The organism is Mycolicibacter engbaekii, from assembly GCF_002101585.1.
Taxonomy (GTDB): domain Bacteria; phylum Actinomycetota; class Actinomycetes; order Mycobacteriales; family Mycobacteriaceae; genus Mycobacterium; species Mycobacterium engbaekii.
The window spans coordinates 1-23,199 of sequence record NZ_LQOT01000017.1 but is presented as its reverse complement, the minus strand read 5'-3'; the positions used below and the strand labels follow the sequence as shown (position 1 = coordinate 23,199).

The window sequence follows — 23,199 nt, the reverse complement described above, 5'->3', positions numbered from 1 at the left end:
ATCCACAGTTTCCACAGGGTTATCCACACCCCCGGCACGGGTCGCAGGCGTCGTGATGTGCCCGTTATATACGGCGCGGCGCATCGATTGTGGATAACGCGCCGCCTAACGAGGGCAGCGACTAACAGCACCGAGCGAAATCGCTTGATCGGCTAACCGTCCCCGACCGGCCGCAAACACATCGGCGCAGGTAAGTGGGGTTATCGCAGTGAATTTTTCCACGGGGCGCACAAAGCGCTATGATCGCCGTCACAGTAACGGTGTGATGCGCCTCACGCGGGTGGGCGCGCGGCGAAGTAGGGGGCTGGAAGCATGACGGCACGCCCGATCGGATCCGGATCCGTGGTGACGGGGTCGGCCTGGCATTCGGGATCGTCGACCTACAAGCGCGCCTATCTGTTGGCGTCGCTGCGCGCCGGACTGATCGCTTTGGTACTGCTGTCATTCCTGCTTGCGCTCGTCCTGACCTGAACCCCGCTGCCAGGCACGGGGCCCCCGGCCGGTGTAACCGGTTGTTGCGGTACTTCCGCTGTTAGAGCAGTGTTGGACGAGGTGGCTCACCACACCCCTGACCCTGGTCTGGTGGGGTGGCGCCAGACCATCAGCACCTGTCGACAATGATCAACGGTGATTGACACCGGATCAGCACTGACCGAAGGAAGGAACCCCGTGGCCGACTACACCTTGCCGGACTTGGACTGGGATTACGGAGCCCTTGAGCCGCATATCTCGGGTCAGATCAACGAACTGCACCACAGCAAGCACCACGCCGCCTACGTGGCCGGCGTCAACAGCGCGCTGGCGAAGCTCGAAGAGGCTCGCGCCAACGACGACCACGCCGCCATCTTCTTGAACGAGAAGAACCTGGCCTTCCACCTCGGCGGGCACGTCAACCACTCGATCTGGTGGAAGAACCTGTCCCCCAACGGCGGCGACAAGCCGACCGGCGAACTGGCCGCGGCACTCGATGATGCGTTCGGTTCGTTCGACAAGTTCCGTGCGCAGTTCACCGCAGCCGCCAACGGCCTGCAGGGTTCGGGCTGGGCGGTACTGGGCTACGACACCCTCGGCAAGAAGCTGCTGACCTTCCAGCTCTACGACCAGCAGGCTAACGTGCCGCTGGGCATCATCCCGCTGTTGCAGGTCGACATGTGGGAGCACGCCTTCTACCTGCAGTACAAGAACGTCAAGGCCGACTACGTCAAGGCGTTCTGGAACGTGGTCAACTGGGCCGACGTGCAGTCTCGCTTCGAGGCTGCCACCTCGAAGACCCTGGTCTGATCTTCTAAGTCGGTAGCACCGGCCCGGCTGGGGCGTCGCGCGATTGGCGCGGCGCCCCGCCTGGTTTCTATACCGTCTCAATTCCCGCTCGTCCGCCGTGTCCGCTTGAATCGCCCTCATCGGTGCCGCATGCTGGCAGACAACCCACCCGCTGAAATGCGAGCAGGCGCGTCAAGCCAACAAGCCACAATGTCGCGGAGGGTGCGCGATGGAGACAACAGGACCCGGACGGGCGATCGAGGTTGCCCCTTTCCATTCCGGGGGCGAGCTTCACGGATTCGTGGTGTTCGGCCGGTGGCCGGATTCGACCAAGGAATGGGCTCAACTGCTCAGTGTCGCGGTCCGGGTAGCATCGATGCCTGGATTACTCACTACCACAACGATTTTCGGTACCCACGAAGATTTCCCGGATAACCCTGGCGCAGTCGGGTTACTGCTGGCTGAGGGCACCGTCACGGGCGAGTCGGCGATCCCCCCGGGATGTTTCGCCGGCCGCCAGCCGTCCGCGTTGCTGATGCTGCATCCGCCGTCGGAAACCATTCCCTCGCTGCCGGAGTGCCGCGGGGCGGCCTCAGGATGCGTGCTGCTACCGGGCCTGCCTCACCTGGGTCTGCAGCATCGGGCTGCCTGGGTCGAAGCCGACGCCGACGGCACCGTCACCTCGCTGGTGAGCCGCGTCGGTGTCGACCCGGTGAGCCATCCCGATACCGCGATACTGGCCATGCTGCTTGCCGCATAAGGGATTTTGCACGCGAGATTTCGGCTTGCCGAAATCTCCCGGCGGCTGGCGAACCGGCCCCCAGCGTCACTAGCCTCGGCAGCTGACGAAAGGTCGTCGCGCATGCTCGCCGCCGCTCTGATCAGCCTGGCCGTGGTGTTCGCCGCTGAGCTCGGCGACAAGTCGCAACTGATCACCTTGACCTACGCCCTGCGCCACCGGTGGTGGGTGGTGCTCAGCGGGGTGGCCATTGCCGCCTTCGCCGTCCACGGAATCTCGGTGACGGTCGGGCACTTCCTCGGCCTGACGTTGCCGGCTCGCCCGATCGCAGCCATCGCCGGTGTGGCCTTCATCGGTTTCGCGGCCTGGACGTGGCGCGACGGTGCCCGCCCCGGCTCCGGGCAGGCCTCCGTCGGTGAGCCGCGCTTCGCGCTGCTGGCGGTCGTGTCCTCGGTGCTGTTGGCCGAGCTGGGCGATAAGACGATGCTGGCCACGGTCGCGCTGGCCAGCGACCGTGACTGGCTGGGCGTGTGGCTGGGCGCGACGGTGGGGATGGTGCTGGCCGACGCGGTGGCGATCGCCGCCGGAGCGGTGCTGCACCGCCGGTTGCCCGAGCACTCCCTGCATGCCGCGGCGAGCCTGCTGTTCCTGGCGTGCGGGTTGTGGATTCTGTTCGACGAGGCCCTCGGCCGGCGGCCGGTGGCGGTCGCCGCGGTCGCCGCGCTGGCGGCCGTGGCGTCGGCGTCAGCGCTGTGGCGGGCGTCGCGCCGCCGTTCCGCATCGGCCACCGGAGACGATTCCACCGCCCGGTAGCAAATCCCCCTGACGGCCTAATCGGCGGGGCAGCTTGCGCTTGGCCGGAGCGCCTTCCGACGACGCGGACCCGCCGACTAAGCTTGCCGTTGCGCTTCGTTCGCCAACGAGGCCGCAATTGTGCTTGGTAATACACAAGAATTGGACTACAGGGATCGCTAAGACCAACGATTGAACTGCGCCAAACCCTTTCTCGTACATCAAGATCGGATTCGCTACGCGAACACTCTTGGTTGTGTCGGTAACTATCGCTACGATGATCAGCAAATCATCAGGCGTTTCTGCTCCGCCCGCGCAGAGCGCCTCGACCGCCTGCCTACCCCATGGAGGTCCTATCGATGAGCGTGTCGTTCGCCGTCCGCTTGAACCGCCTTTTCGATGTGGTGTATCCACCCGGACGCGGACCGCACACGTCCGCGGAGGTGATCGCGGCGCTCAAAGCGGAGGGCGTAACGATGTCGGCCCCTTACCTGTCTCAGCTCCGCTCGGGTAACCGGACCAACCCGTCCACCGCCACCATGGCGGCATTGGCCAACTTCTTCCGGATCAAGCCTGCGTTCTTCACCGACGACGAGTACTACGCCAAGCTCGACGCGGAGCTGTCCTGGCTGGACAGCATCCGCGATGCCGGGGTGCGCCGCATCGCGACCCACGCCGTCGGCCTCTCCCCCGAGGCCCAGGAAGACGTTTTGGCCCACATCGACGAACTGCGCCGCAAGGAGCACCTCAGCGCCTGAGGTGCCGGTGGCGCGATTAGGGTGACTTGATCGGTTTCAGCGAGACACCGGGGAGGCGGCCGGGATGGGCCTGTTCAGAAAACGCAAGAGCCGCGCGACCCGGCGGGCCGAGGCCCGTGCGCTGAAAGCCGGCGCCAGGCTCGAGGCTCGGCTCGCAGCCAAGGGCGAGGCGAAACGCTTCAAGGCTGCCCAGCGCGCCCAGGACCGCGCCCTCAAAGCGCAGATCAAGTCGGACCGCAACCGCGACCGCACCGCGCTCAAAGCGGCCGAGAGTCAACTCAAAGCCGCCCGCGACGGCCGGCTGCTGTCCCCGGCCCGAATCCGCCGGACCCTGGTGGTCGCCAGGATGCTGGCTCCCGTGGTCGTACCGCTGGTCTACCGAGCCGCGATGGCGGTACGCGGACTGATCGACGAGCAGCGGGCCGCCGGGCTCGGGGTGCCGCTGGCCCGCATCGGCGAGTTCTCCGGCAACCTGGCGCAGCTCTCGGCACGGATCGCGGGCGCGGAGAAGACCCTGCGGCTGGTGCAGGACCGCAAACCCAAGGACCCCGAGACCAAGCAGTTCGTCGCGGCGATCACCGAACGGCTGTCGGACCTGTCGACGGCGGTGACCGCTGCGGAGACCATGCCGGTCGATCGGCGCCGTGTCGCCGCCGCAGCCATCGGCGACCAGCTCGATGGCATCGATGCCGATCTGATGGCCCGGCTGGGGCTGCCGGTATGACCGGCGGGATGCGCGCTCTGGCGCTGGCCGTCGCGATCGCCGCGGGTTCGTTCGCCGGCGCCGGTTCCGCCTGGGCACATGTGCACGCCAGCAGTCCCGGCGCGGTGCGGGGCGGGGTCGCAATGGTGACGTTCGAGGTGCCCAATGAGTCTCCGAACGGTTCGGCCACAACGGAACTCACCGTCACGCTGCCCGACGTCGCCTCAGCTCGCACCGAAACCAAACCGGGCTGGACGGCGCGCCTGGACCGCGACCCGAAATCGGGGGCGGTGCGTTCGGTGACCTGGACGGCCACCGACGGCGGCATCGGAGTCGACCAGTTCGGGCTGTTCCGGATAGCGATGCGGCTGCCGGACGCCGACACGGTGAACTTCCCGTCGGCGCAGCGATACGCCGACGGCACCGAGGTGCGCTGGGATCAGCCTCCCCCGGCCGGTGGCGGCCAGGCAGAGCACCCGGTGCCCACCCTGGCGCTGGGTTCCGGACCGACACCCAGCTCTGAACACCACGCCCAACACCCGGAGCCCGCGGTGTCGGCCGGCCCGGCGCCCGGTGCCGGCCCCGAGGCCACGCCGCATTCCGCCGACAATCCGGCCCGCCTGCTCGGCGGGGCAGCCCTGCTGGTCGCCGCACTGGCCGCCGCGATCGCCTTGGCCAGGCGGCGGGCATGAGGCGGGTGCTGCGCGCCGTGCTGGCGGCGGTGTTTGCGCTGGGCATGCTGTCGGCAAGCGTCGGGGTCGCCGCGGCGCACGCCGTGCTGGTCTCGACCGACCCGCCGCGCGATGCGGAGCTGTCGAGCGGACCCGACCGGGTCAGCGCCACCTTCAACGAGCAACTGCAGGCCGACTTCGCCGCCATGACCGTCGTGGGGCCCGACGGTCACCTGTGGTCCACCGGGGAAACCCAGGTGACCGGCGCGGTCGCCAGCGTCGCGGTGCGCCCGCTGGGACCGGCCGGCACCTACACCGTCCACTTTCGGGTCACCTCCGCAGACGGGCACGTGGTGTCCGGATCGTGGCCGTTCCAGCTGACGGTAGCCGGCACCGGGGAGCCGGGACCGGCGGTCGGCGACCGCTCGGACGCCGCACCCTCCGTTGGGCACCGCGACGCCGACGCACCCTCTGACATGCCCATTTGGCCTTTCGTCGCCGGCGCGGTGGCACTCGTCGCGGCCGGTCTGTGGTTCAGCCGCTCCCGCTCCTGATTGTTCGGCCGGCGGTCACCGAGGGCAGATGCTGGCATGATGGGAACGTTGCCGGTTTCCGCGACCAGAACCCGCAGAGGAGCTGCCGTATGACCGAATCGCAAGGCCAGCCCGATCCCGATTCCACCGCCTCGTCTCCCGAGTCTCCCGAGTCTCCCGAGTCGGTGGCCCCCGCTGGCGCAGACAAGCCCGCAGATCCGCCGGCGCCGGCGCCACCGAAGGCGCCCGCCAAGAAGGCCCCGGCTAAAAAAGCCGTCGCCAAGAAGGCTCCGGCCAAAGCCGCGAAGAAGGCGCCTGCGAAGAAGGCGCCCACCAAGAGCGCACCCGCGGCGCCTGCCCCCGCGCCCGCAGCCCCGGCCGCGGCGGCCGTGGCCACCAACGGCGCGGCGCAACCGTCCAATGGCGCCAAGGAAACGGCCGCCCAGGCCAAGACCACGGTGGACACCGCCCGAAACCCGCTGAGCCCGCCGGTGCCACGGTCACCACGGCCTCCGAGCCCGCTGTTGGCTGCCGGAGTGCTCGGCGTGCTCGCTTTGCTGTTGCTCCGCCGGCGGCGCCGCGCGCGCCGAGGCTGACCCGCGGTGAGTGCTCGCTTCCGGCCCACCGCCGACTTGGTCGATGAGATCGGTCCCGACGTACGCAGTTGCGATGTCCAATTCCGCCAGCTCGGCGGCCGCAGGGAGTTCGCCGGGCGAATCAGCACGGTGCGCTGCTTTCAAGCCAACGCGCTGCTCAAATCGGTGCTCTCAGAACCGGGTGAGGGCGGGGTGCTGGTGATCGACGGCGGCGGCTCCCTGCATACCGCGCTGGTGGGTGACGTCATCGCCGAGTTGGCCCGCGGCAACGGCTGGGCGGGACTGATCGTGCACGGCGCGGTGCGCGACGCGGCGACCTTGCGCACCCTCGACCTGGGGATCAAGGCGCTGGGCACCAATCCACGCAAGAGCGGCAAAACGGGTGCCGGCGAGCGCGACGTCGTGGTCGATTTCGGCGGTGTCGCGTTCGTGCCCGGCGCGACGGCGCACAGCGACGACGACGGCATCGTCGTCGTCTGAGGGGCCCGGCGCACCGATGGAAGCCACGTTGCGGGCACGCTGGGAGCTGCTGCGGGAACGAGTCGACGACGCATGCCGCGCCGCGGGCCGTTCGCCCGGGGACGTCGAGGTGCTGCCCGTGAGCAAGACCTTCGGTCCCGACCTGATTCGGCAAGCCGTCGATCTGGGCCTGCGCCGATTCGGCGAGAACAAGGTCCAGGAGATCAAGGACAAGTTCGAGCCGCTGGCCGACTGCGGGATCGACTGGGTGATGATCGGCCACCTGCAGACCAACAAAGCCGGCGTGGTCGCGCGGCTGGCCGCCGAGGTGCAGTCGGTGGACCGGTCCAGACTGGCTGCGACCCTGGACCGGCACCTGCGCGCCGAAGGCCGTGTCATGGACGTGCTGGTACAGGTCAAAACCTCGGACGAGCCCAGCAAGTACGGTCTGGACCCCGGCCAGCTGCTCCCCTTCCTCGATGAGCTGGCCGGCTACCCCAGCATGCGGGTCCGCGGCCTGATGACGCTGGCCATCAACACCGACAATCCGGACGCGGTTCGCGGCTGCTTTCGACGGCTACGCGAACTGCGTGACGACGCCGTGGCGCGCGGCCATGACCTTCCGCGACTGTCGATGGGGATGAGCGGCGACTTTCCCCTCGCGATCGCCGAGGGCGCCACCGAGGTGCGGATCGGGACCGCCCTGTTCGGCGCCCGACCCCACCCGGATTCCTTCTATTGGCCGGAGAACGGCTAGCAGGCTAGGCGTTCACCGGGGCCCGATGCTTGCTGAACCGCAGGGACTTCTCGTCGACCTTGCCGTACCGGATCAGCTGCAGGTCCAGCAGATAGTTCTGCTTGAGCCGCCACGGTGCCACCGACCCGGACCGGGGCAGGCTGTCCATCGACCGGCGGAAGTATCCGGGGTTGAAGTCCATGAAGGGCCGTTCCTCCACGGTGTCGCCGGGATGCTGCGGCTCGACCCGGTCAAAGCCGTGCTCGTCCATGTAGTTGAGCACCCGGCAGACGAACTCCGAGACCAGGTCGGCCTTGAGGGTCCACGACGCATTGGTGTAACCGAAGGTGACCGCCGCGTTGGGAACCCCGGAGAACATCAGGCCCTTGTAGGTCATCGACTTGGGCAGGTCGATCGGCTGACCGTTGCGCGACAGGGTCGCACCGCCCAGCAGCTGCATGTTCAGACCCGTCGCGGTGATGATGATGTCGGCGTCGAGCTCCTGCCCGGAGTTCAGCCGGATCCCGGTCTTGGTGAAGGTGTCGATCGTGTCGGTGACGACGTCGGCCTTGCCGTCGCGGATGGTCTTGAACAGGTCGCCGTTGGGGGCGAGGCACAACCGCTCGTCCCACGGGTTGTACCGCGGGCCGAAGTGCTTCTGCACGTCATAACCCTTCGGCAGGCGGTGCTTGGCCATGGTCATCAGCGTCTTGCGCATGTACTTCGGGAAGGTCCGCGCCAGCTGGTACTGCACGGTACTGAAGCCGATGGCCTTCCATCGGTTGACGAAGTGCGCCGCCTTCTCCGGCAGGTAGCGGTTGGCCTTCTCCGCGATCGGGTCGACCAGCGGGAGCGCGCCGACGTAGGTCGGCGACCGCTGCAGCATGGTCACATGCCCCGCCCCGGAATTGGCGAGCGCGGGGATCAGGGTCACCGCGGTGGCGCCGCTGCCGATCACCACGATCTTCTTGCCGGCGTAGTCCAGGTCCTCCGGCCAGTGCTGCGGGTGCACGATGGTTCCGGCGAAGTCGTCGGCGCCGGGGAACTCCGGCGAGTAACCCTGTTCGTAGTTGTAGTAGCCGCTGCAGGCGAACACGAACGATGCGGTGATCTGCTCCTGCTTGCCGTTGTTGTCCACGGTGACCGTCCACTGGTTGTCGGCGTCAGACCAGTCGGCGGCCGTCACCCGGTGCCGGTAACGGATGTGCTTGTCGATGCCGTTCTCGGCGGCGGCCTCGTTGATGTAGTTCCAGATGGAGGCGCCGTCGGCGATGCTGTGCGCCGAGCGCCAGGGCTTGAACCGGAAGCCCAGGGTGAACATGTCCGAATCCGAGCGAATGCCCGGGTACTTGAACAGATCCCAGGTGCCGCCGAGGTTGTCCCGGCTCTCCAGGATGGCGTAGCTCTTGTTCGGGCAACGATCCTGCAGGTGCCAGGCAGCGCTGATACCGGAGATCCCCGCGCCGACGATCACAACATCGAGGTGTTCAGTCATGGCGCCAGGTTATCAACGGTGTGTCGAGTGAGTCAACGCTCTGTTGATAAACTCGACATGGTGTAAAGTAACCGCCATGGCCAGCCCCAATGCGACCCGTCACGGACGTCGTGGGACCCGGCCGTCCGGAGACGATCGCGAACAGGCGATCCTGGCCACCGCCGAACGGCTGCTGGAACAGCGCCCGCTCGGCGAGATCTCCGTCGACGACCTGGCCAGGGGCGCGGGCATCTCGCGGCCGACCTTTTACTTCTATTTCAAGTCGAAGGACGCCGTGCTGCTCTCCCTGCTGGAGCCGCTCATCGCCGCCGCCGACTCGGAGTTCGAGGGGGCGGTGCAACGCCTGCCCAGCGACCCGCGCCGAATCTGGCGCAACGGCATCAAGGCCTTCTTCCTCGCGTTCAGCTCGCACCGGGCGATCGCCCGCGCCGGCACCGAGGCGCTGGCAACCAGCCCTGAGTTCCGGGCAATGTGGAACGGCTTCATGCAGAAGTGGATCCAGCAGACCGCCGCGATGATCACCGCCGAACGTGATCGCGGTGCCGCACCGGCGACCATCGACGCCGTGGACCTTGCCACGTCGCTGAACCAGATGAACGAACGCACCATGATGGCCGCGCTGCTGGCCGAGGATCCGTCGGTGCCGCACGACCAGGTGGTCGACACCCTGACCCACATCTGGGTCAGCAGCATCTACGGCCCGGCGTAGGTGAGCTCCGCTTAGAACTGGGACGCGCCGAAACCGGCCAGCAGCATCGAGAATCCGCCTATCTCACCAACGATGAGCAACACCATCCCCAGGCGCAGCTGCCAGCTGCCCGACCTGAATTGATTTGTGGTGTCGCGCAATACACCGTGCAACATGTAGCTGCCGATGGCGGCGACAAAGAAGGTCACCATCACCATCGCCGCGGTCATGTTGACCCAGGTCGGCCAACCGCTCAGTTCGACGAAGACCGCCACCAACAAGGCGGCAAAGGAATACATCAGCGCCGCCCGGTGCGCGATGTCGACGTATACGTGCGCCTGACCATCCTCCGAGGCGGCGATCTGCTGGTACTTCCAGACCCCCAGCCCCAGCGCCAGGAGAAAGATCAGACCGGCCGACAACAAGGTCACCTTGGTGTCGATGTCCAGACTCATAACCACCGGCTGAGCCTACTTGTCCGTCCGGCGGTTGTGCGCCGAGGCGAAGAATCGCCGTGTGCTGGCCGCGCCCGGTCCCCCAAGACCAGCGACACCGCTAGGCTCGGCGAGATGCGCTTTGCGTTCAAGACCTCGCCCCAGCACACCACCTGGGCCGACATGCTGGCCGTCTGGCGAGCCGCGGACGATATCGACGTCTACGAGTCCGGTTGGACCTTCGATCACTTCTACCCGATCTTCTCCGACCCGACCGGTCCGTGCCTGGAGGGCTGGACCACCCTGACGGCCCTGGCGCAGGCGACCACACGGCTGCGCCTGGGAACCCTGGTGACCGGTGTGCACTACCGCCATCCCGCCGTGCTGGCCAACATGGCCGCCGCCCTCGACATCATCTCCGCCGGCCGGCTCGAGCTCGGTATCGGCGCGGGCTGGAATGAGGAGGAATCCGGCGCCTACGGGATCGAGTTGGGCAGTATCGGCGAGCGCTTCGACCGGTTCGAGGAAGCCTGCCAGGTTCTCATCGGCTTGTTGAGCGCCCCGACCACCACGTTTTCCGGCACCTACTACCAACTCACCGACGCCCGCAATGAACCCAAGGGCCCACAACGTCCCCATCCACCGATCTGCATCGGCGGCAACGGCGAGCGGCGCACCCTGAAGATCGCGGCGCGCTATGCGCAGCATTGGAACTTCGTCGGTGGCACGCCCGCCGAGTTCGCCCGAAAGCGCGAGGTGCTGGCCGCCCACTGTGCCGACATCGGCCGCGAACCGGACCACCTCCTGTCGGCGCACGTCCGGTTGCAGCCGGACCTGGACTACCGCCGGGCGGTCGACGAGGCCGCCGCCCTGGGCGCGGTGGGACTCGACCTGGCGATCATCTACCTGCCGACACCCCATGACCCTGCGGTGCTGGAACCGCTGGCCGAAGCGATCCGCGACTCCGGACTGTTGGCTTCGGTTGCGAAATGATCACGCTCAGCAAACCCCTGCGCCGACCGCAGACGACTCGAACCCCCGGTTCGCGGCGCAGCCTACGTGACGAAGCGGACGAGTTCGTCGGCGGTGATCAGGCGCTCGTGCTTGGCCGGGAACTCACGGCTTCGCCGCGGATGCCGCAGCAGTGACCAGGCCATACGGCCCATCCGGTATCGGTATATCGGGTTTGTGTACACGGCGCTGTCCCCCGCCCCGGATCGGACCAGATTGGATTCAATGCGAACCATGTTAACACTTTGTTAACGTGGATCACATAGCTGTCCATTAGACACCCGCCTCACGGCAAACATCTTGCGACGCGCCGATCGTTGGGGCAGAAGTTGAAAAAGTGACTCATGGGATCTAGTCGCCGAGGAGCTGCAGGGCCAGCTCGCGCGCCCGCATGATCGGCGCAACCGATCGCTCGACCTTGGAGCCGACCAGCGCACCGTCATAGAGCAGCTGCACCTCACCGGCCCGCTGCTCCGGCTCCCCGACCCCGGCTTCGGTGATTAACCCCGTCAGCGTCTCGCGCATCCAACGGCGGTGGGCCACCACCGGCTCGAGGTCGACGCCCGCGTAGGCCCCCGCGGCGTTGACGTAGAGGCATCCGCGATAGCGGCGCTTTCTGGCAGCTGCCGCAGCCAGATCGAAGAACAGCACGATCTGCTCGACCGGATCGCGCAACCGCGCCGCAGCGCGGTCGTATCGCTTGCGATCAGCCTGATCCAAAGCATTGAGATACGCCAGCACCAGTGCGTCCTTCGAGCCGTAGAGGTTGTAGAGACTGGCTTTCGCCACCCCCGCCTCCGCCAGGATGCGGTCGATGCCGACTTCCCGAATATCTTGTGCGGCAAAGAGTTCCGTTGCAGTATCGAGAAGCCGCTGAGCCGCAGACGTGCCGCGAGCGGCGTGGATGGCGTCCCCGCGCCGGGATCCGGTCATGCCCGTCATGGCAGCAGACTAACCCAGCATCTTCAATAGACAGGGCTGTCTATCACTGGCACCGTCGTGGCCATCGACGGCGAAAGGACACCCCATGACTCTGTACCTCTACGAGATCGCCCCGCTGCGCCACGACCGCGCCGATGCCGACCGCGCGATCAAGGAACTCGACACCCTCGTCCAGCAGGACGGCGGTGAGCTGATCGAGGTTCAGGTGACCGGTGCGGCCGGACGGATCTTCGCCATCACCGAATTCGGCACCTGCCAGGCCCCATCGGTCGACGCGGCGACGTTGTCGGCGGCCGAGGTCAGTGGCCCCCATCCGGTACGGCTGGTCGGCGCCGACCTCGCGCAGCTCAAGGCCATCCGCCCCGCCGCCGGTTACCTCGTCGAATGGGATCTGCCCGCCGAGCTGGACATGGACACCTACCTTGCCCGCAAGAAGGCGAAGGCACCGAAGTACGCCGATGTCCCGGAGGTGACCTTCCTGCGCACCTACGTGCGCGAAGACATGGACAAGTGCCTGTGCTTCTACGACGCCCCCGACGAGGCCGCCGTCCGCCGCGCCCGTGAGGCCGTGACCACCCCCATCGACCGGCTCCACCGCCTCGAAGGCGGACCACGGTGAGCACACCGGTGCGTCATGTGCCCACCGCGCTGGCCGATCTCACCGCGACCGTGGCAGACCGTGCCGAGGGACTCGATGCCGGAGAATTCGACGTCCGCGCCGACTTGGCCCGGTTCGGCTCGGCAGGCTTCTTCGCCGCGGCGCTGCGCGACGACGGTCTGCCCGAGTTGATTTCGACCATCGAACGCACCGCGGCCGCGAGTCTGGCAGTCGGATTCTCGTTATGGGCGCACACCATGGCGGTCACCTACTTGGCCCACGCGCCGGCTCCGGCGCGCGAGGGCCGCCTGGTCCAGTTGAGCAACGGCGACCGACCGGGAGTGACGGCGATGGCCGCCGGACTCAAACAGGTCGCCGGACTGGGCCCGGTGCCGCTGATCGCCGACGGTGCCGACGACGACCTGCGAGTCTCCGGACCGATTCACTGGGCCTCCAACGTCTTCGACGATTCTGTGATCGTGTTGCCGGCACGTCGGCCCGATGGAGCCACCCTCGTCGCGGTCGTCGATGCGGATACTCCCGGTATCACGGTCAACCCGGCACCCACCTTGATGGCCTTGGGTGCCACGGCCTCCACATCCCTGCACCTCGACGACGTTGCCGTGCGGCCCGAGCAGATCCTGACCTGGAACATGGCGGGCTTCGTCAGCACTATTCGACCAGCTTTTCTGTTGTTGCAGAGCGCATTCTGCGTCGGAGTGGCCGGCGCCGCACTCGACGGGGCGCACCAGAGCCGAGGCAAACTGGCACAGCTGTTCTCCCTCGAACGCACTGAGCTCGGCCAGCAGCTCCACCAGCTGCGTGCCACGCTGTACACGCTGGCCGGCAGATCGCCCGACGCGGACCTGGCCGACATCATCCGGCTGCGGCTGGACGCCGCGACCACCGCGGTCAACGCCACCCGGCTGGAATCGACCGTGGCCGGTGGCGCGGGCTATGCAACCCGCAGCGCAGCCAACCGGCGCTTTCGGGAAGCCGCTTTTCTCCCCATCCAATCGCCATCGGAAGGACAACTGCGGTGGGAACTGAGTCGGTTCGAGTAACCCAGGGCAGCAAGCGATTCGGTTCCGTCGCAGTACTGCGCAATATCGACTTCTCGGTCGGCGACGGAGAGTTCGTCGCTGTCCTGGGCGCCAGTGGCAGCGGCAAGTCGACGCTGCTGCGGGTACTGGCCGGCCTCGAGACGCTGGATGGCGGCACCGTCACCTGGCATTCCGCCGGCAACCGGCCACGAACGGGTGTCGTATTCCAGCGACCGCTCCTGATGCCCTGGCTGAGCGTCGCCGACAACGTCACCTACGCTCGGCGCTTCGCCGCGCACCGGGCGGAATTCGACCAGGCGCGCGCCGCGGAGTTGATGGCGCGCTTCGGCGTCGACCAGCTGGCCGATCGCTATCCCGATCAGCTCTCCGGTGGGCAGGCGCAGCGGGTGGCCATCCTGCGCGCGGTTGCCACCAATCCGCGGCTGCTGCTGCTCGACGAGCCGTTCAGTGCACTGGACCCGACCACCCGCACCGACCTGCAGGGCTGGCTGGGCCAGCTGGCCGCCGAGCTGCGCGTGACCGTGGTACTGGTCACCCACGATGTCGATGAGGCGCTGCGGCTGGCCGAGCGAATCGTACTGCTGGGCGCCGATGGACAGCTGCGCGACGAATGGACGGTCGGCACCGGCACCCCCGACCGACTGGCCGTTGTGCGCCAGGAGATTCTGGCGCGCTACGACGCCGACCGCAGCACCGTCGCCGGTGGAGTGCCGTCGTGACAGCGTTGACACGCCGTCGTCTGCTGCTCGGCGCCGCCTCGGCCGCAGCGGCCGGCGGCGTCCTCGGGATCGGGGATCTGGCCCGCAGCGCCACCGCCGCGCGCGCGTCCGACACCGGTGGTCCGCTGCGCATCGGTTACCTGCCGATCACCGACGCGGCCCCCTTGCTGCTGGCGCACAGCGCCGCGTTGTATCCGACCGGGGTGGTCAGTTCCGCCAAACCGGTGTTGTTCCGCAGCTGGGCAGCACTGGCCGAGGCGTTCGTCACCGGCAGGGTGGACGTGGTCCACCTGCTGATGCCGATGGCCGTGCAACTGCGCTACGCCCTGGGCGGCGGCGTGCGGGTACTGGGCTGGAATCACACGAACGGCTCGGCGCTGACCGTGGCGCCCGGCATCGAAGACCTGACCGACCTGGCCGGCACCCAGGTGGCCATCCCGTTCTGGTGGTCCATTCACAACATCGTTGTGCAGCAGCTGCTACGCGCACACGGACTTCGCCCGGTGTTGCGGCGCAGCGCTTCTCGGGCCGCACGCACCGTCGAATTGATCGTGATGAGCCCGTCGGACATGGTGCCCGCACTGGCCAACCGTTCGATCGGCGGCTACGTGGTCGCAGATCCGTTCAACGCGGCCGCCTCGATCAAGAAGATCGGCCGCATCCACACCTTTCTCGGCGACGTCTGGCGTGATCACGCCTGCTGCGCGCTGATCACCCGTGAGGACGTAATCGCCCAGCGGCCCAATGCTGTTGCGCAGGTGACCGATGCCGTCGTCGGCGCGCAGCTGCTGCTGAACTCCGACCGGCCGGGCGCGGCCAAGGCCCTGGGCGGCGGGCGTTACCTGCCGCAACCCGTGCCGGCGGTGCAGCTGGCCCTGACCTACCCCACTCCGCCGTATCCGCTGATCCACCCCGACTGGCAACCGCAGCGGCTGGGCTACACCCCGTTCCCCTTCCCCAGCTTCACCCACCGCCTGGTGGAAGCCATGGGCGAGACGATCATCGACGGCGATCGGCGTTTCCTGGATCGACTGGATCCGGCCCAGGTGCACGACGACCTCGTCGACGACCAGTTCGTCCGGGAAGCACTGACGCGACACGGCGGTCCGTCGGCGTTCGGACTGCCCGAATCACTGCATCGAGAAGAACAGGTGGCCACCTCATGACGAGCATCGCAGTGCGGCGCAGCGACCACCCGGAGCCGGCCTCCGACGCCGGCGGACGATCGCGGTGGTGGCCTAGGTTCTGGCCGCCGGTCGCGAGCGTGGGCGTCGCGATCACGCTGTGGTGGGCGGCGACATCGGCGCTGTGCCCCCCGCAGTCACTGCTGCGCCAGACCGCGCCCCAGCACGTGCTGGCGGCGCTGGGCGACCTGCTCGGCCGGGGTGTGCTGGTGCCCGACACCGCCGTGAGCCTCTACCGGCTGGTGATCGGTCTGCTGATCGCGGCACTCGTCGGTATCCCGGCGGGCCTGCTCATCGGGCTGAGCCGCACCGCCGAGCGCGCGGCGGGCCCTCTGGTGGCGTTCCTGCGGATGATCTCTCCCCTGTCGTGGACGCCGATCACCGTGGCGGTGTTCGGCATCGGCAGCCAGCCGGTGATCTTCCTGATCGCCGCGGCGGCGGTCTGGCCGGTGCTGTTGGGAACAGTCGCCGGCGTACACGCCATCGACCCGGGATACCTGCACGTCGCGCAGTCGCTGCACGCCAGCCGCTTCGAGCAGTTGACCGCAGTGGTGTTGCCGGGGGTCCGCGTGCAGGTACAGAACGGTCTGCGCCTGGCCCTGGGCATCGCCTGGGTGGTGCTGGTGCCGGCCGAGATGCTCGGCGTGCGGTCCGGCCTGGGCTACCAGATCCTCAACGCCCGTGATCAGCTCGACTACGCGTCGGTGGTCGCGGTGATCGCCGTCATCGGCGTTCTGGGTTACCTGCTCGACCTGGCGGCCCGGTTGCTTCTGGCACCGCGGCGCGCCACCGCCGGCTGACGCCGCGGCGCCGATTCAGCGAATCGGCGCCGCGGTGGCCGTGATGGGGGCCGGCAACGCCGTCCGGCCCATCAGGTAGCGGTCCACCGATGCCGCGGCAGCCCGTCCTTCGGCGATGGCCCAGACGATCAGCGACTGGCCCCGGCCCATGTCGCCGGCGACGTACACACCGGGCACCCCGGTGGCGAACTCCTCATTGCGTGCCACGTTGCCGCGTTCGGTGAACTCGACTCCCAGATCGGCCAGCAGCGGAGAGCGTTCCGGCCCGACGAAGCCCATGGCGAGCAGCACCAGGTCGGCTTCGAGTTCGAAGTCGGTGCCCTCCACCTTCTCGAACCCGCCGTTTCGGCGCCGCACCTCGTGGGCCCGCAAACCCGTCACGCGACCGTCGCGACCGAGGAATGCCTCGGTGTTGACCGAGAACACGCGCTCCCCGCCCTCCTCATGCGCCGAGGTGGTCCGCATGATCAGCGGGTAGGTCGGCCACGGCGTGGAGGGATCCCGGATCTCCGGCGGGCGAGGCATGATCTCGAACTGGTGCACGCAGGTCCCGCCCTGGCGGTGCGCCGTCCCCAGACAGTCGGCTCCGGTGTCGCCGCCGCCGATGATGATCACCTTCTTGCCCTCGGCGGTGATCGGCGGCTCGGTCAGATCACCGGCCTGAACGCGGTTGGCCCAAGGCAGGTATTCCATCGCCTGATGGACGCCGTCGAGCTCCCGGCCCGGGATGGGCAGGTCCCGCCAGGCGGTGGCGCCGCCGGCCAGCACCACGGCGTCGAAATCGGCACGCAGCTGCTCGACCGTCAGGTCCACACCGACATTCACACCTGTCTTGAATGTCGTTCCCTCGCCGGCCATCTGCTCCAGACGCCGGTCCAGGATGCGCTTCTCCATCTTGAATTCCGGGATGCCGTAACGCAGCAGACCGCCGATGCGGTCGTCGCGCTCGAAAACCGTCACATCGTGGCCGCCGCGCGTGAGTTGCTGGGCCGCGGCCAGACCCGCCGGCCCGGAGCCCACCACCGCAACCGACTTTCCGGTACGGACCGATGGCCGAATCGGCTCCACCCAGCCTTCCCGGAAGCCGCGTTCGATGATCTCGTACTCGACCTGCTTGATGGTCACCGGCGGCTGGTTGATGCCCAGCACACAAGCCGGCTCACACGGCGCGGGACACAGGCGACCCGTGAAATCCGGGAAGTTGTTGGTGGCGTGCAGCCTGTCGAAGGCCTCCCGCCATCGCCCCGTGCGCACCAGGTCGTTCCACTCCGGGATCAAGTTACCCAGCGGGCATCCATTGTGGCAGAACGGAATACCACAATCCATGCAGCGTCCAGCCTGCTGGCGCACCGTGTCTTCGGCGAAGTCCTGATACACCTCGTTCCAGTCCTGCAACCGCTCGGAAACAGGCCGGCGCAACGGCAGGATGCGCTGGGTGTTGTTCAGAAATCCTCTCGGGTCAGCCATGAGCCGCCGCCATAATCGCCTCCTCTGGATCTGTGCCGCTGGCTTTCGCCTCGGCGACCGCGGCGAGCACCCGCCGGTAGTCGCGCGGCATCACTTTGACGAAGTCCCGTCGACGGTTGGCCCAGTCGGCCAGGATCGTCTGCGCCGGGACCGAGTCGGTAGCCGTGGCATGCGCGTTCAGCACCGAACGCAGCCACTCCACATCTTCGGCGTCGAAATCGTCGAACGTGTCGAGGTCCACCATCTCGGTGTTCAGGCGGCCACCCAGTTCGCGGTCCGGGTCGTAGACATAGGCCACTCCCCCGGACATCCCGGCGGCGAAGTTGCGGCCGGTTTTGCCCAGCACCACAACCTTGCCTCCGGTCATGTACTCACAGCCATGGTCTCCGACACCCTCGACCACCGCCACCGCACCGGAGTTGCGGACCGCGAACCGCTCGCCGACCACCCCGCGCAGGAACAGTTCACCGGAGGTGGCACCGAACAGAATCACGTTGCCGCCGATGATGTTGTCCTCCGCGGCGTAGCCCTCGGGCGAGTCCAGCGGGGGCCGGACCACGATCCGGCCGCCGGACAGACCCTTGCCGACATAGTCGTTGGCGTCACCGAAGACCCGCAGGGTGATACCAGGCGGAAGGAACGCGCCGAAGCTGTTGCCCGCCGAACCGGTGAAGGTGATGTTGATGGTGTCCGAGGGCAGACCTTGGGCACCGTAGGCCTTCGTCACCTCGTAGCCGAGCATGGTGCCGACCGTCCGATTGACGTTGGAGATATCGCTGGTGAACTCGACCCGGGTGCCGGAATCGAGAGCCTCGCGGCTCATGGCGATCAGCTGCTGGTCCAAGGCCTTGTCCAGTCCGTGGTCTTGAGCCGAAGTGCAGTACAGGTCCTGGTTCATGAACGCCGAGTCCGGCTGGTACAGAACCGGTGCGAGGTCCAGCTTGTGGGCCTTCCAGTGCGCCCGAGCCAAAGTGGTGTCCAGCGCCTCCACCTGGCCGACGGCCTCGTTGATGCTGCGGAATCCCAGCGCCGCCAGATACTCGCGAACCTCTTCGGCGATGAACCAGAAGAAGTTCTCGACGAACTCGGGCTGGCCGGTGAACCGCCGGCGCAGCTCCGGGTTCTGGGTTGCCACCCCGACGGGGCAGGTGTCCAGGTGGCAGACCCGCATCATGATGCAGCCCGACACCACCAAAGGTGCGGTGGCGAAGCCGAATTCCTCGGCACCCAGCAGCGCGGCGATCACCACGTCGCGGCCGGTCTTGAGCTGGCCGTCCACCTGGACCACGATGCGGTCCCGAAGGCCGTTGAGCAGCAATGTCTGCTGGGTTTCTGCCAGCCCGAGCTCCCACGGCGCACCGGCGTGCTTGAGCGAGGTGAGCGGTGCCGCACCGGTACCTCCGTCGTGCCCGGAGATCAAGACCACGTCTGCGTGGGCTTTGGAGACCCCGGCCGCCACCGTGCCAACACCGTTCTCGGCGACCAGCTTCACGTGAATACGCGCCTCGGGGTTGGCGTTCTTCAGGTCGTGGATCAGCTGCTTGAGATCTTCGATGGAGTAGATGTCGTGGTGCGGGGGTGGCGAGATCAGTCCGACACCAGGCGTGGCATGCCGAACCTCGGCAACCCACGGATACACCTTGTTGCCCGGAAGCTGGCCGCCCTCACCGGGTTTGGCCCCTTGCGCGATCTTGATCTGAAGATCGGTGCAGTTGACCAGGTAGTCGCTGGTCACGCCGAATCGGCCCGAGGCGACCTGCTTGATCGCGCTGCGCCGCCAGGAACCGTCCGGGTCGGGCAGGAAGCGGTCGGAGTGCTCGCCGCCCTCGCCACAGTTGGACCGCCCGCCGATGCGGTTCATTGCGATCGCCAGTGTCTCGTGCGCCTCGGCTGAGATCGATCCGTAGCTCATCGCGCCCGTGGCGAACCGTTTGACGATCTCGGTGGCCGGCTCGACCTCGTCGATCGGAACAGGCGGACGCTGGCCGGCCTTGAAGCGCAGCAGGCCGCGCAGGGTCGCCAGCCGCTCGCTCTGGTCGTCGACCAGCTTGGTGTATTCCTTGAACACCTCGTACTGCCCGGTGCGGGTGGAGTGCTGCAGTTTGAACACCGTCTCGGGGTTGAACAGGTGGTATTCACCCTCGCGGCGCCACTGGTATTCGCCGCCCACCGGCAGCTCCCGGTGCGCCCGTTCTTCCGGACGGTCGAGGTAGGCCAACTCGTGCCGGACCGCGACATCGGCGGCGATGTCGTCGAGCGTGATGCCGCCGATCGGGCAGTACAAGCCGGTGAAGTACTCGTCGAGCACGTCCTGGGAGATACCGATCGGCTGGAACAACTGGGCGCCGGTGTAGGAGGCCCGCGTGGAGATGCCCATCTTGGACATCACCTTCAGCACGCCCTTGGCCGCCGCCTTGGCGTAGTTGGCCAGTGCCTTTTCCCGGTCCAGACCCTCGATGAGGCCCCGGTCGAGCATGTCCTCGACGGACTCGAACGCCAGGTACGGGTTGATGGCGGCAGCGCCGAACCCGATCAACGCCGCCATGTGATGCACCTCGCGGGCGTCACCGGCCTCCACGACCAGGCCCACCTTGGTACGGGTGCGCTCGGCTACCAGATGGTGGTGTATCGCGGCGGTGGCCAACAGCGACGGGATGGGAGCCAGGGTCTCGTCGGACTCCCGGTCGGAGATCACCAGGAAGCTGGCGCCTTCGGCGATGGCCGCCGACGCACGCTCGCACACCTGCCGCAGCGCCGTGCGCAGACCGGCCCCGCCGGCGGCGGGCGGGTACAGGCACCTGATGACCGCGGTGGACAGGCCGTGCGGCCCCCGAGAGCCGATTCGCTGGTCCGGCTGCAGCTTCAACAGCTTCGCCAGGTCGGCGTTGCTCAAGATCGGCTGGGACAGCACCACCTGACGCCACGTGGGTTCGCCGGTGTTGAGCAGGTCGCCCTCCGGCCCGAGCGCACCTTGCAGGCTGGTGATCACCTCTTCGCGGATGGCATCCAACGGCGGGTTGGTCACCTGGGCGAACAGCTGCTGGAAGTAGTCGAACAGCAGGCGCGGACGAGCCGACAGCGCGGCCACCGGGGTGTCGGTGCCCATCGATCCGATCGGCTCCGCTCCGGTGCGTGCCATCGGTGCGAGCACCAGGTTGAGCTCTTCGTTGGTGTAACCGAACATCTGCTGGCGCAGCAGAACCCGGTGATGCTCCATCCGGGGCGCGTCACCGGCGGGAAGCTCGTCGATGCCGATCAGGCACTCGTCGATCCACTGCTGGTAAGGCCGCTCGGCGGCCAGCGTCGACTTGATCTCCTGGTCGGAGATGATCCGCCCGGCGGCGGTGTCCACCAGGAACATCCGGCCGGGTTGCAACCGCTGGCGCTCGACGACGGTGGCGGGGTCCAGATCGAGCACCCCGGCCTCGGAGGCCATCACGACCAGCCCGTCATCGGTGACCCAGATCCGGGACGGCCGCAGGCCGTTGCGGTCCAACACCGCCCCCACCACGGTTCCATCGGTGAAGGTCATCGAGGCGGGGCCGTCCCACGGCTCCATCAGCGAGTCGTGGTACTCGTAGAACGCCCGGGTCGGGCCGTCCATGCTTTCGTGCCGTTCCCAGGCCTCCGGGATCATCATCAGCACCGCGTGCGGCAGGCTGCGGCCGCCCAGGTGCAGCAGCTCGAGTACCTCGTCGAAGCGGGCTGTGTCGGAGGCCCCCGGGGTGCAGATCGGGAACAGTTTGTCGGCACTGCGCTGGCCGCCGTCGGCGCCGAAGACATCGGTGCGGATCAGCGCCTCCCGGGCCCGCATCCAGTTCTCGTTGCCGGTCACGGTGTTGATCTCGCCGTTGTGGGCGATACGGCGGAACGGATGTGCCAGCGGCCACGACGGGAAGGTGTTGGTGGAGAACCGCGAATGCACGAGGCCCAAGGCGCTTTCCATGCGCTCATCGGCCAGATCGAGATAGAACGCCTTGAGCTGCGGCGTGGTCAACATGCCCTTGTAGACGATCGTGCGACCGGAAAGGCTTGGGAAGTAAACGGATTCCCTTCCCGGACCGTCCTGCCCGGGGCCCTTGGTGCCCAACTCGTGTTCGGCGCGCTTGCGCACCACATAGGCGCGGCGCTCCAGAGCCATCCCGGACGCTCCGCCGATGAACAGCTGGCGGAAACCCGGCATCGCGTCACGGGCCAGGGCGCCCAGCGACGAGTCGTCGACCGGAACCTCGCGCCAGCCGAGCACCTGTAGGCCCTCGGCCTCGACGATCTTCTCCAGGCCGACACAGGCTGCCGCGGACTCCTTGGCCGACTGCGGCAAGAAGGCGATCCCGGTTGCGTAGCTGCCCTCGGGCGGCAGTTCGAAGTCGGTTACCGCACGAAAGAACCGGTCGGGAATCTGGATGAGGATCCCGGCCCCGTCACCACTGTTCGGTTCGGCTCCGGCAGCACCTCGATGCTCCAGGTTGAGCAGCGCCGTGATCGACTTGTCCACGATGTCACGACTGCGCCGGCCATGGATGTCCACCACCATGGCAACCCCACACGCGTCATGTTCGAACGCGGGGTTGTAGAGCCCCACCCGACTGGGTGCCATTTCACCTGACCCTTCGCACGGCCTTACCCGCTCGCCCGTAGGACAAGCGGTCAAGGGGATTGATCCGTGCGACGTTGAACGGCGTTCTGCCTGAAAAATCTCGACAGGCAACGCAACGATATACCCCTACCCAGCAAACGTGCTAGTTCGCTGGACAGTGATGCTGTCGTGAAGGGTGTGTAACGCCGTCGCAATAACTCGATGATGTCCAGGAAATGTGTGCTGCTTATGGTTTGGCTGCCTGCATCCGAAGGAGACCCACATGGCCGCCGATATTTTCAAGCTCGTCGCCGATGAGTCGGTTGAGTACGTTGACATTCGATTCTGCGACCTGCCCGGGGTCATGCAGCACTTTTCGATCCCCGCATCGGCCCTTGATGAGAGCGTCTTCGAGGACGGGCTGGCCTTCGACGGGTCATCGATCCGCGGATTCCAGTCCATCCACGAGTCGGACATGCTGCTGCTGCCCGACCCGGAGACCGCCCGCATCGACCCTTTCCGGGCCGCCAAGACGCTGAACCTGAACTTCTTCGTCCACGACCCGTTCACCCGCGAGCCCTACTCGCGTGACCCCCGCAACATCGCCCGCAAAGCGGAGAACTACCTCACCAGCACCGGCATCGCCGACACCGCCTACTTCGGCGCCGAAGCCGAGTTCTACATCTTCGACTCGGTCAGCTTCGACTCCCAGATCAACGGCTCGTTCTACAAGGTGGACTCGGGCGCCGGCTGGTGGAACACCGGCCGCACCACCGAAGCCGACGGCAGCCCCAACCTCGGCTACAAGGTCCGCCCCAAGGGCGGCTACTTCCCCGTCGCCCCCACCGACCAGTACGTCGACCTGCGCGACGCCATGGCGACCAACCTCACAAACGCCGGCTTCACCGTCGAACGCGGCCACCACGAGGTCGGCACCGGCGGGCAGACCGAGATCAACTACAAGTTCAACACCC

24 protein-coding genes are annotated in these 23,199 nt (G+C 67.2%); 19 read left to right on the top strand and 5 right to left on the bottom strand.

Annotated features, from left to right (window positions below):
- Positions 1–312: 312 nt before the first annotated feature.
- The 11 genes from AWC02_RS21820 (at position 313) to AWC02_RS04145 (ending at position 7,268) form a co-directional block, all read left to right on the top strand.
- Positions 313–471 (top strand): hypothetical protein, encoded by a 159-nt coding sequence (locus AWC02_RS21820; protein ID WP_165757837.1) that lies wholly within the window; start codon positions 313–315, stop codon positions 469–471.
- Positions 472–669: 198 nt separating this feature from the next.
- Complete coding sequence (locus AWC02_RS04190; RefSeq protein WP_085127516.1) at positions 670–1,281, top strand: superoxide dismutase; 612 nt, start codon at positions 670–672, stop codon at positions 1,279–1,281.
- 208 nt (positions 1,282–1,489) lie between these two features.
- Entirely contained in the window at positions 1,490–2,020 is a 531-nt protein-coding gene (locus tag AWC02_RS04185) for a hypothetical protein (protein ID WP_046317289.1), read from the top strand.
- A gap of 102 nt (positions 2,021–2,122) precedes the next feature.
- Positions 2,123–2,812: a TMEM165/GDT1 family protein gene (locus AWC02_RS04180; protein WP_085127514.1), complete on the top strand. Its 690-nt coding sequence runs from the start codon at positions 2,123–2,125 to the stop codon at positions 2,810–2,812.
- 338 nt (positions 2,813–3,150) lie between these two features.
- The gene (locus AWC02_RS04175; RefSeq protein WP_046317286.1) at positions 3,151–3,549 is read left to right on the top strand and encodes a helix-turn-helix transcriptional regulator; all 399 of its coding nucleotides are present in this window, start codon (positions 3,151–3,153) and stop codon (positions 3,547–3,549) included.
- 64 nt (positions 3,550–3,613) lie between these two features.
- Positions 3,614–4,273, top strand: a complete 660-nt coding sequence (locus AWC02_RS04170) for a DUF6474 family protein (protein WP_085127512.1) — start codon at positions 3,614–3,616, stop codon at positions 4,271–4,273.
- Positions 4,270–4,944: a YcnI family copper-binding membrane protein gene (locus tag AWC02_RS04165; RefSeq protein WP_109560864.1), complete on the top strand. Its 675-nt coding sequence runs from the start codon at positions 4,270–4,272 to the stop codon at positions 4,942–4,944. The genes AWC02_RS04170 and AWC02_RS04165 overlap by 4 nt, the downstream gene beginning before the upstream one ends.
- Positions 4,941–5,477, top strand: coding sequence for a copper resistance CopC family protein (locus tag AWC02_RS04160; protein ID WP_085127510.1), 537 nt, complete (start codon positions 4,941–4,943; stop codon positions 5,475–5,477). The genes AWC02_RS04165 and AWC02_RS04160 overlap by 4 nt, the downstream gene beginning before the upstream one ends.
- Positions 5,478–5,566: 89 nt before the next feature.
- Entirely contained in the window at positions 5,567–6,052 is a 486-nt protein-coding gene (locus AWC02_RS04155) for a hypothetical protein (RefSeq protein WP_085127508.1), read from the top strand.
- Between the two features lie 6 nt (positions 6,053–6,058).
- The gene (gene rraA / locus AWC02_RS04150) at positions 6,059–6,532 is read left to right on the top strand and encodes a ribonuclease E activity regulator RraA (protein WP_085127506.1); all 474 of its coding nucleotides are present in this window, start codon (positions 6,059–6,061) and stop codon (positions 6,530–6,532) included.
- Positions 6,533–6,548: 16 nt separating this feature from the next.
- Positions 6,549–7,268: a YggS family pyridoxal phosphate-dependent enzyme gene (locus AWC02_RS04145; RefSeq protein ID WP_085127504.1), complete on the top strand. Its 720-nt coding sequence runs from the start codon at positions 6,549–6,551 to the stop codon at positions 7,266–7,268.
- Positions 7,269–7,272: 4 nt separating this feature from the next.
- Here AWC02_RS04145 and AWC02_RS04140 read toward each other — a convergent pair whose 3' ends face one another.
- Positions 7,273–8,742, bottom strand: coding sequence for a flavin-containing monooxygenase (locus AWC02_RS04140; RefSeq protein WP_085127502.1), 1,470 nt, complete (start codon positions 8,740–8,742; stop codon positions 7,273–7,275).
- 76 nt (positions 8,743–8,818) lie between these two features.
- Between AWC02_RS04140 and AWC02_RS04135 the strand changes: the two genes are divergently transcribed.
- Positions 8,819–9,451, top strand: coding sequence for a TetR/AcrR family transcriptional regulator (locus AWC02_RS04135; RefSeq protein ID WP_085127500.1), 633 nt, complete (start codon positions 8,819–8,821; stop codon positions 9,449–9,451).
- A gap of 11 nt (positions 9,452–9,462) precedes the next feature.
- On the opposite strand, the gene AWC02_RS04130 is transcribed toward AWC02_RS04135, so the two are convergent.
- The gene (locus AWC02_RS04130; protein ID WP_085127498.1) at positions 9,463–9,885 is read right to left on the bottom strand and encodes a hypothetical protein; all 423 of its coding nucleotides are present in this window, start codon (positions 9,883–9,885) and stop codon (positions 9,463–9,465) included.
- Between the two features lie 114 nt (positions 9,886–9,999).
- On the opposite strand from AWC02_RS04130, the gene AWC02_RS04125 reads away from it, so the two are divergent.
- The gene (locus AWC02_RS04125; RefSeq protein ID WP_085127496.1) at positions 10,000–10,857 is read left to right on the top strand and encodes an LLM class F420-dependent oxidoreductase; all 858 of its coding nucleotides are present in this window, start codon (positions 10,000–10,002) and stop codon (positions 10,855–10,857) included.
- Between the two features lie 369 nt (positions 10,858–11,226).
- Here AWC02_RS04125 and AWC02_RS04120 read toward each other — a convergent pair whose 3' ends face one another.
- Positions 11,227–11,817 (bottom strand): TetR/AcrR family transcriptional regulator, encoded by a 591-nt coding sequence (locus AWC02_RS04120; RefSeq protein ID WP_109560863.1) that lies wholly within the window; start codon positions 11,815–11,817, stop codon positions 11,227–11,229.
- An 85-nt stretch (positions 11,818–11,902) separates the two neighbouring features.
- Here AWC02_RS04120 and AWC02_RS04115 point away from each other — a divergent pair, with 85 nt between their 5' ends.
- From AWC02_RS04115 to AWC02_RS04095, 5 genes are read left to right on the top strand one after another with little or no spacing between them, the layout of a single operon-like run.
- The gene (locus AWC02_RS04115; RefSeq protein WP_085127494.1) at positions 11,903–12,436 is read left to right on the top strand and encodes a DUF4242 domain-containing protein; all 534 of its coding nucleotides are present in this window, start codon (positions 11,903–11,905) and stop codon (positions 12,434–12,436) included.
- Positions 12,433–13,479 carry an acyl-CoA dehydrogenase family protein gene (locus tag AWC02_RS04110; RefSeq protein ID WP_085127492.1) on the top strand — a complete coding sequence of 349 codons (1,047 nt, stop codon included), beginning with the start codon at positions 12,433–12,435 and terminating at the stop codon, positions 13,477–13,479. The genes AWC02_RS04115 and AWC02_RS04110 overlap by 4 nt, the downstream gene beginning before the upstream one ends.
- Complete coding sequence (locus AWC02_RS04105) at positions 13,455–14,198, top strand: ABC transporter ATP-binding protein (RefSeq protein WP_085127490.1); 744 nt, start codon at positions 13,455–13,457, stop codon at positions 14,196–14,198. Before AWC02_RS04110 ends, AWC02_RS04105 begins: the two co-directional genes overlap by 25 nt.
- Positions 14,195–15,364: an ABC transporter substrate-binding protein gene (locus tag AWC02_RS04100; RefSeq protein WP_109560862.1), complete on the top strand. Its 1,170-nt coding sequence runs from the start codon at positions 14,195–14,197 to the stop codon at positions 15,362–15,364. Before AWC02_RS04105 ends, AWC02_RS04100 begins: the two co-directional genes overlap by 4 nt.
- Positions 15,361–16,182 (top strand): ABC transporter permease, encoded by an 822-nt coding sequence (locus AWC02_RS04095; RefSeq protein WP_085127485.1) that lies wholly within the window; start codon positions 15,361–15,363, stop codon positions 16,180–16,182. The genes AWC02_RS04100 and AWC02_RS04095 overlap by 4 nt, the downstream gene beginning before the upstream one ends.
- Before the next feature lie 15 nt (positions 16,183–16,197).
- On the opposite strand, the gene AWC02_RS04090 is transcribed toward AWC02_RS04095, so the two are convergent.
- Both AWC02_RS04090 and gltB read right to left on the bottom strand, forming a co-directional pair.
- Entirely contained in the window at positions 16,198–17,649 is a 1,452-nt protein-coding gene (locus tag AWC02_RS04090; RefSeq protein ID WP_085127483.1) for a glutamate synthase subunit beta, read from the bottom strand.
- Entirely contained in the window at positions 17,642–22,246 is a 4,605-nt protein-coding gene (gene gltB / locus AWC02_RS04085) for a glutamate synthase large subunit (protein WP_085127481.1), read from the bottom strand. Before gltB ends, AWC02_RS04090 begins: the two co-directional genes overlap by 8 nt.
- Positions 22,247–22,508: 262 nt before the next feature.
- Here gltB and AWC02_RS04080 point away from each other — a divergent pair.
- The coding region (locus tag AWC02_RS04080; RefSeq protein WP_207567991.1) for a glutamine synthetase beta-grasp domain-containing protein at positions 22,509–23,199 on the top strand (691 nt) is incomplete at its 3' end.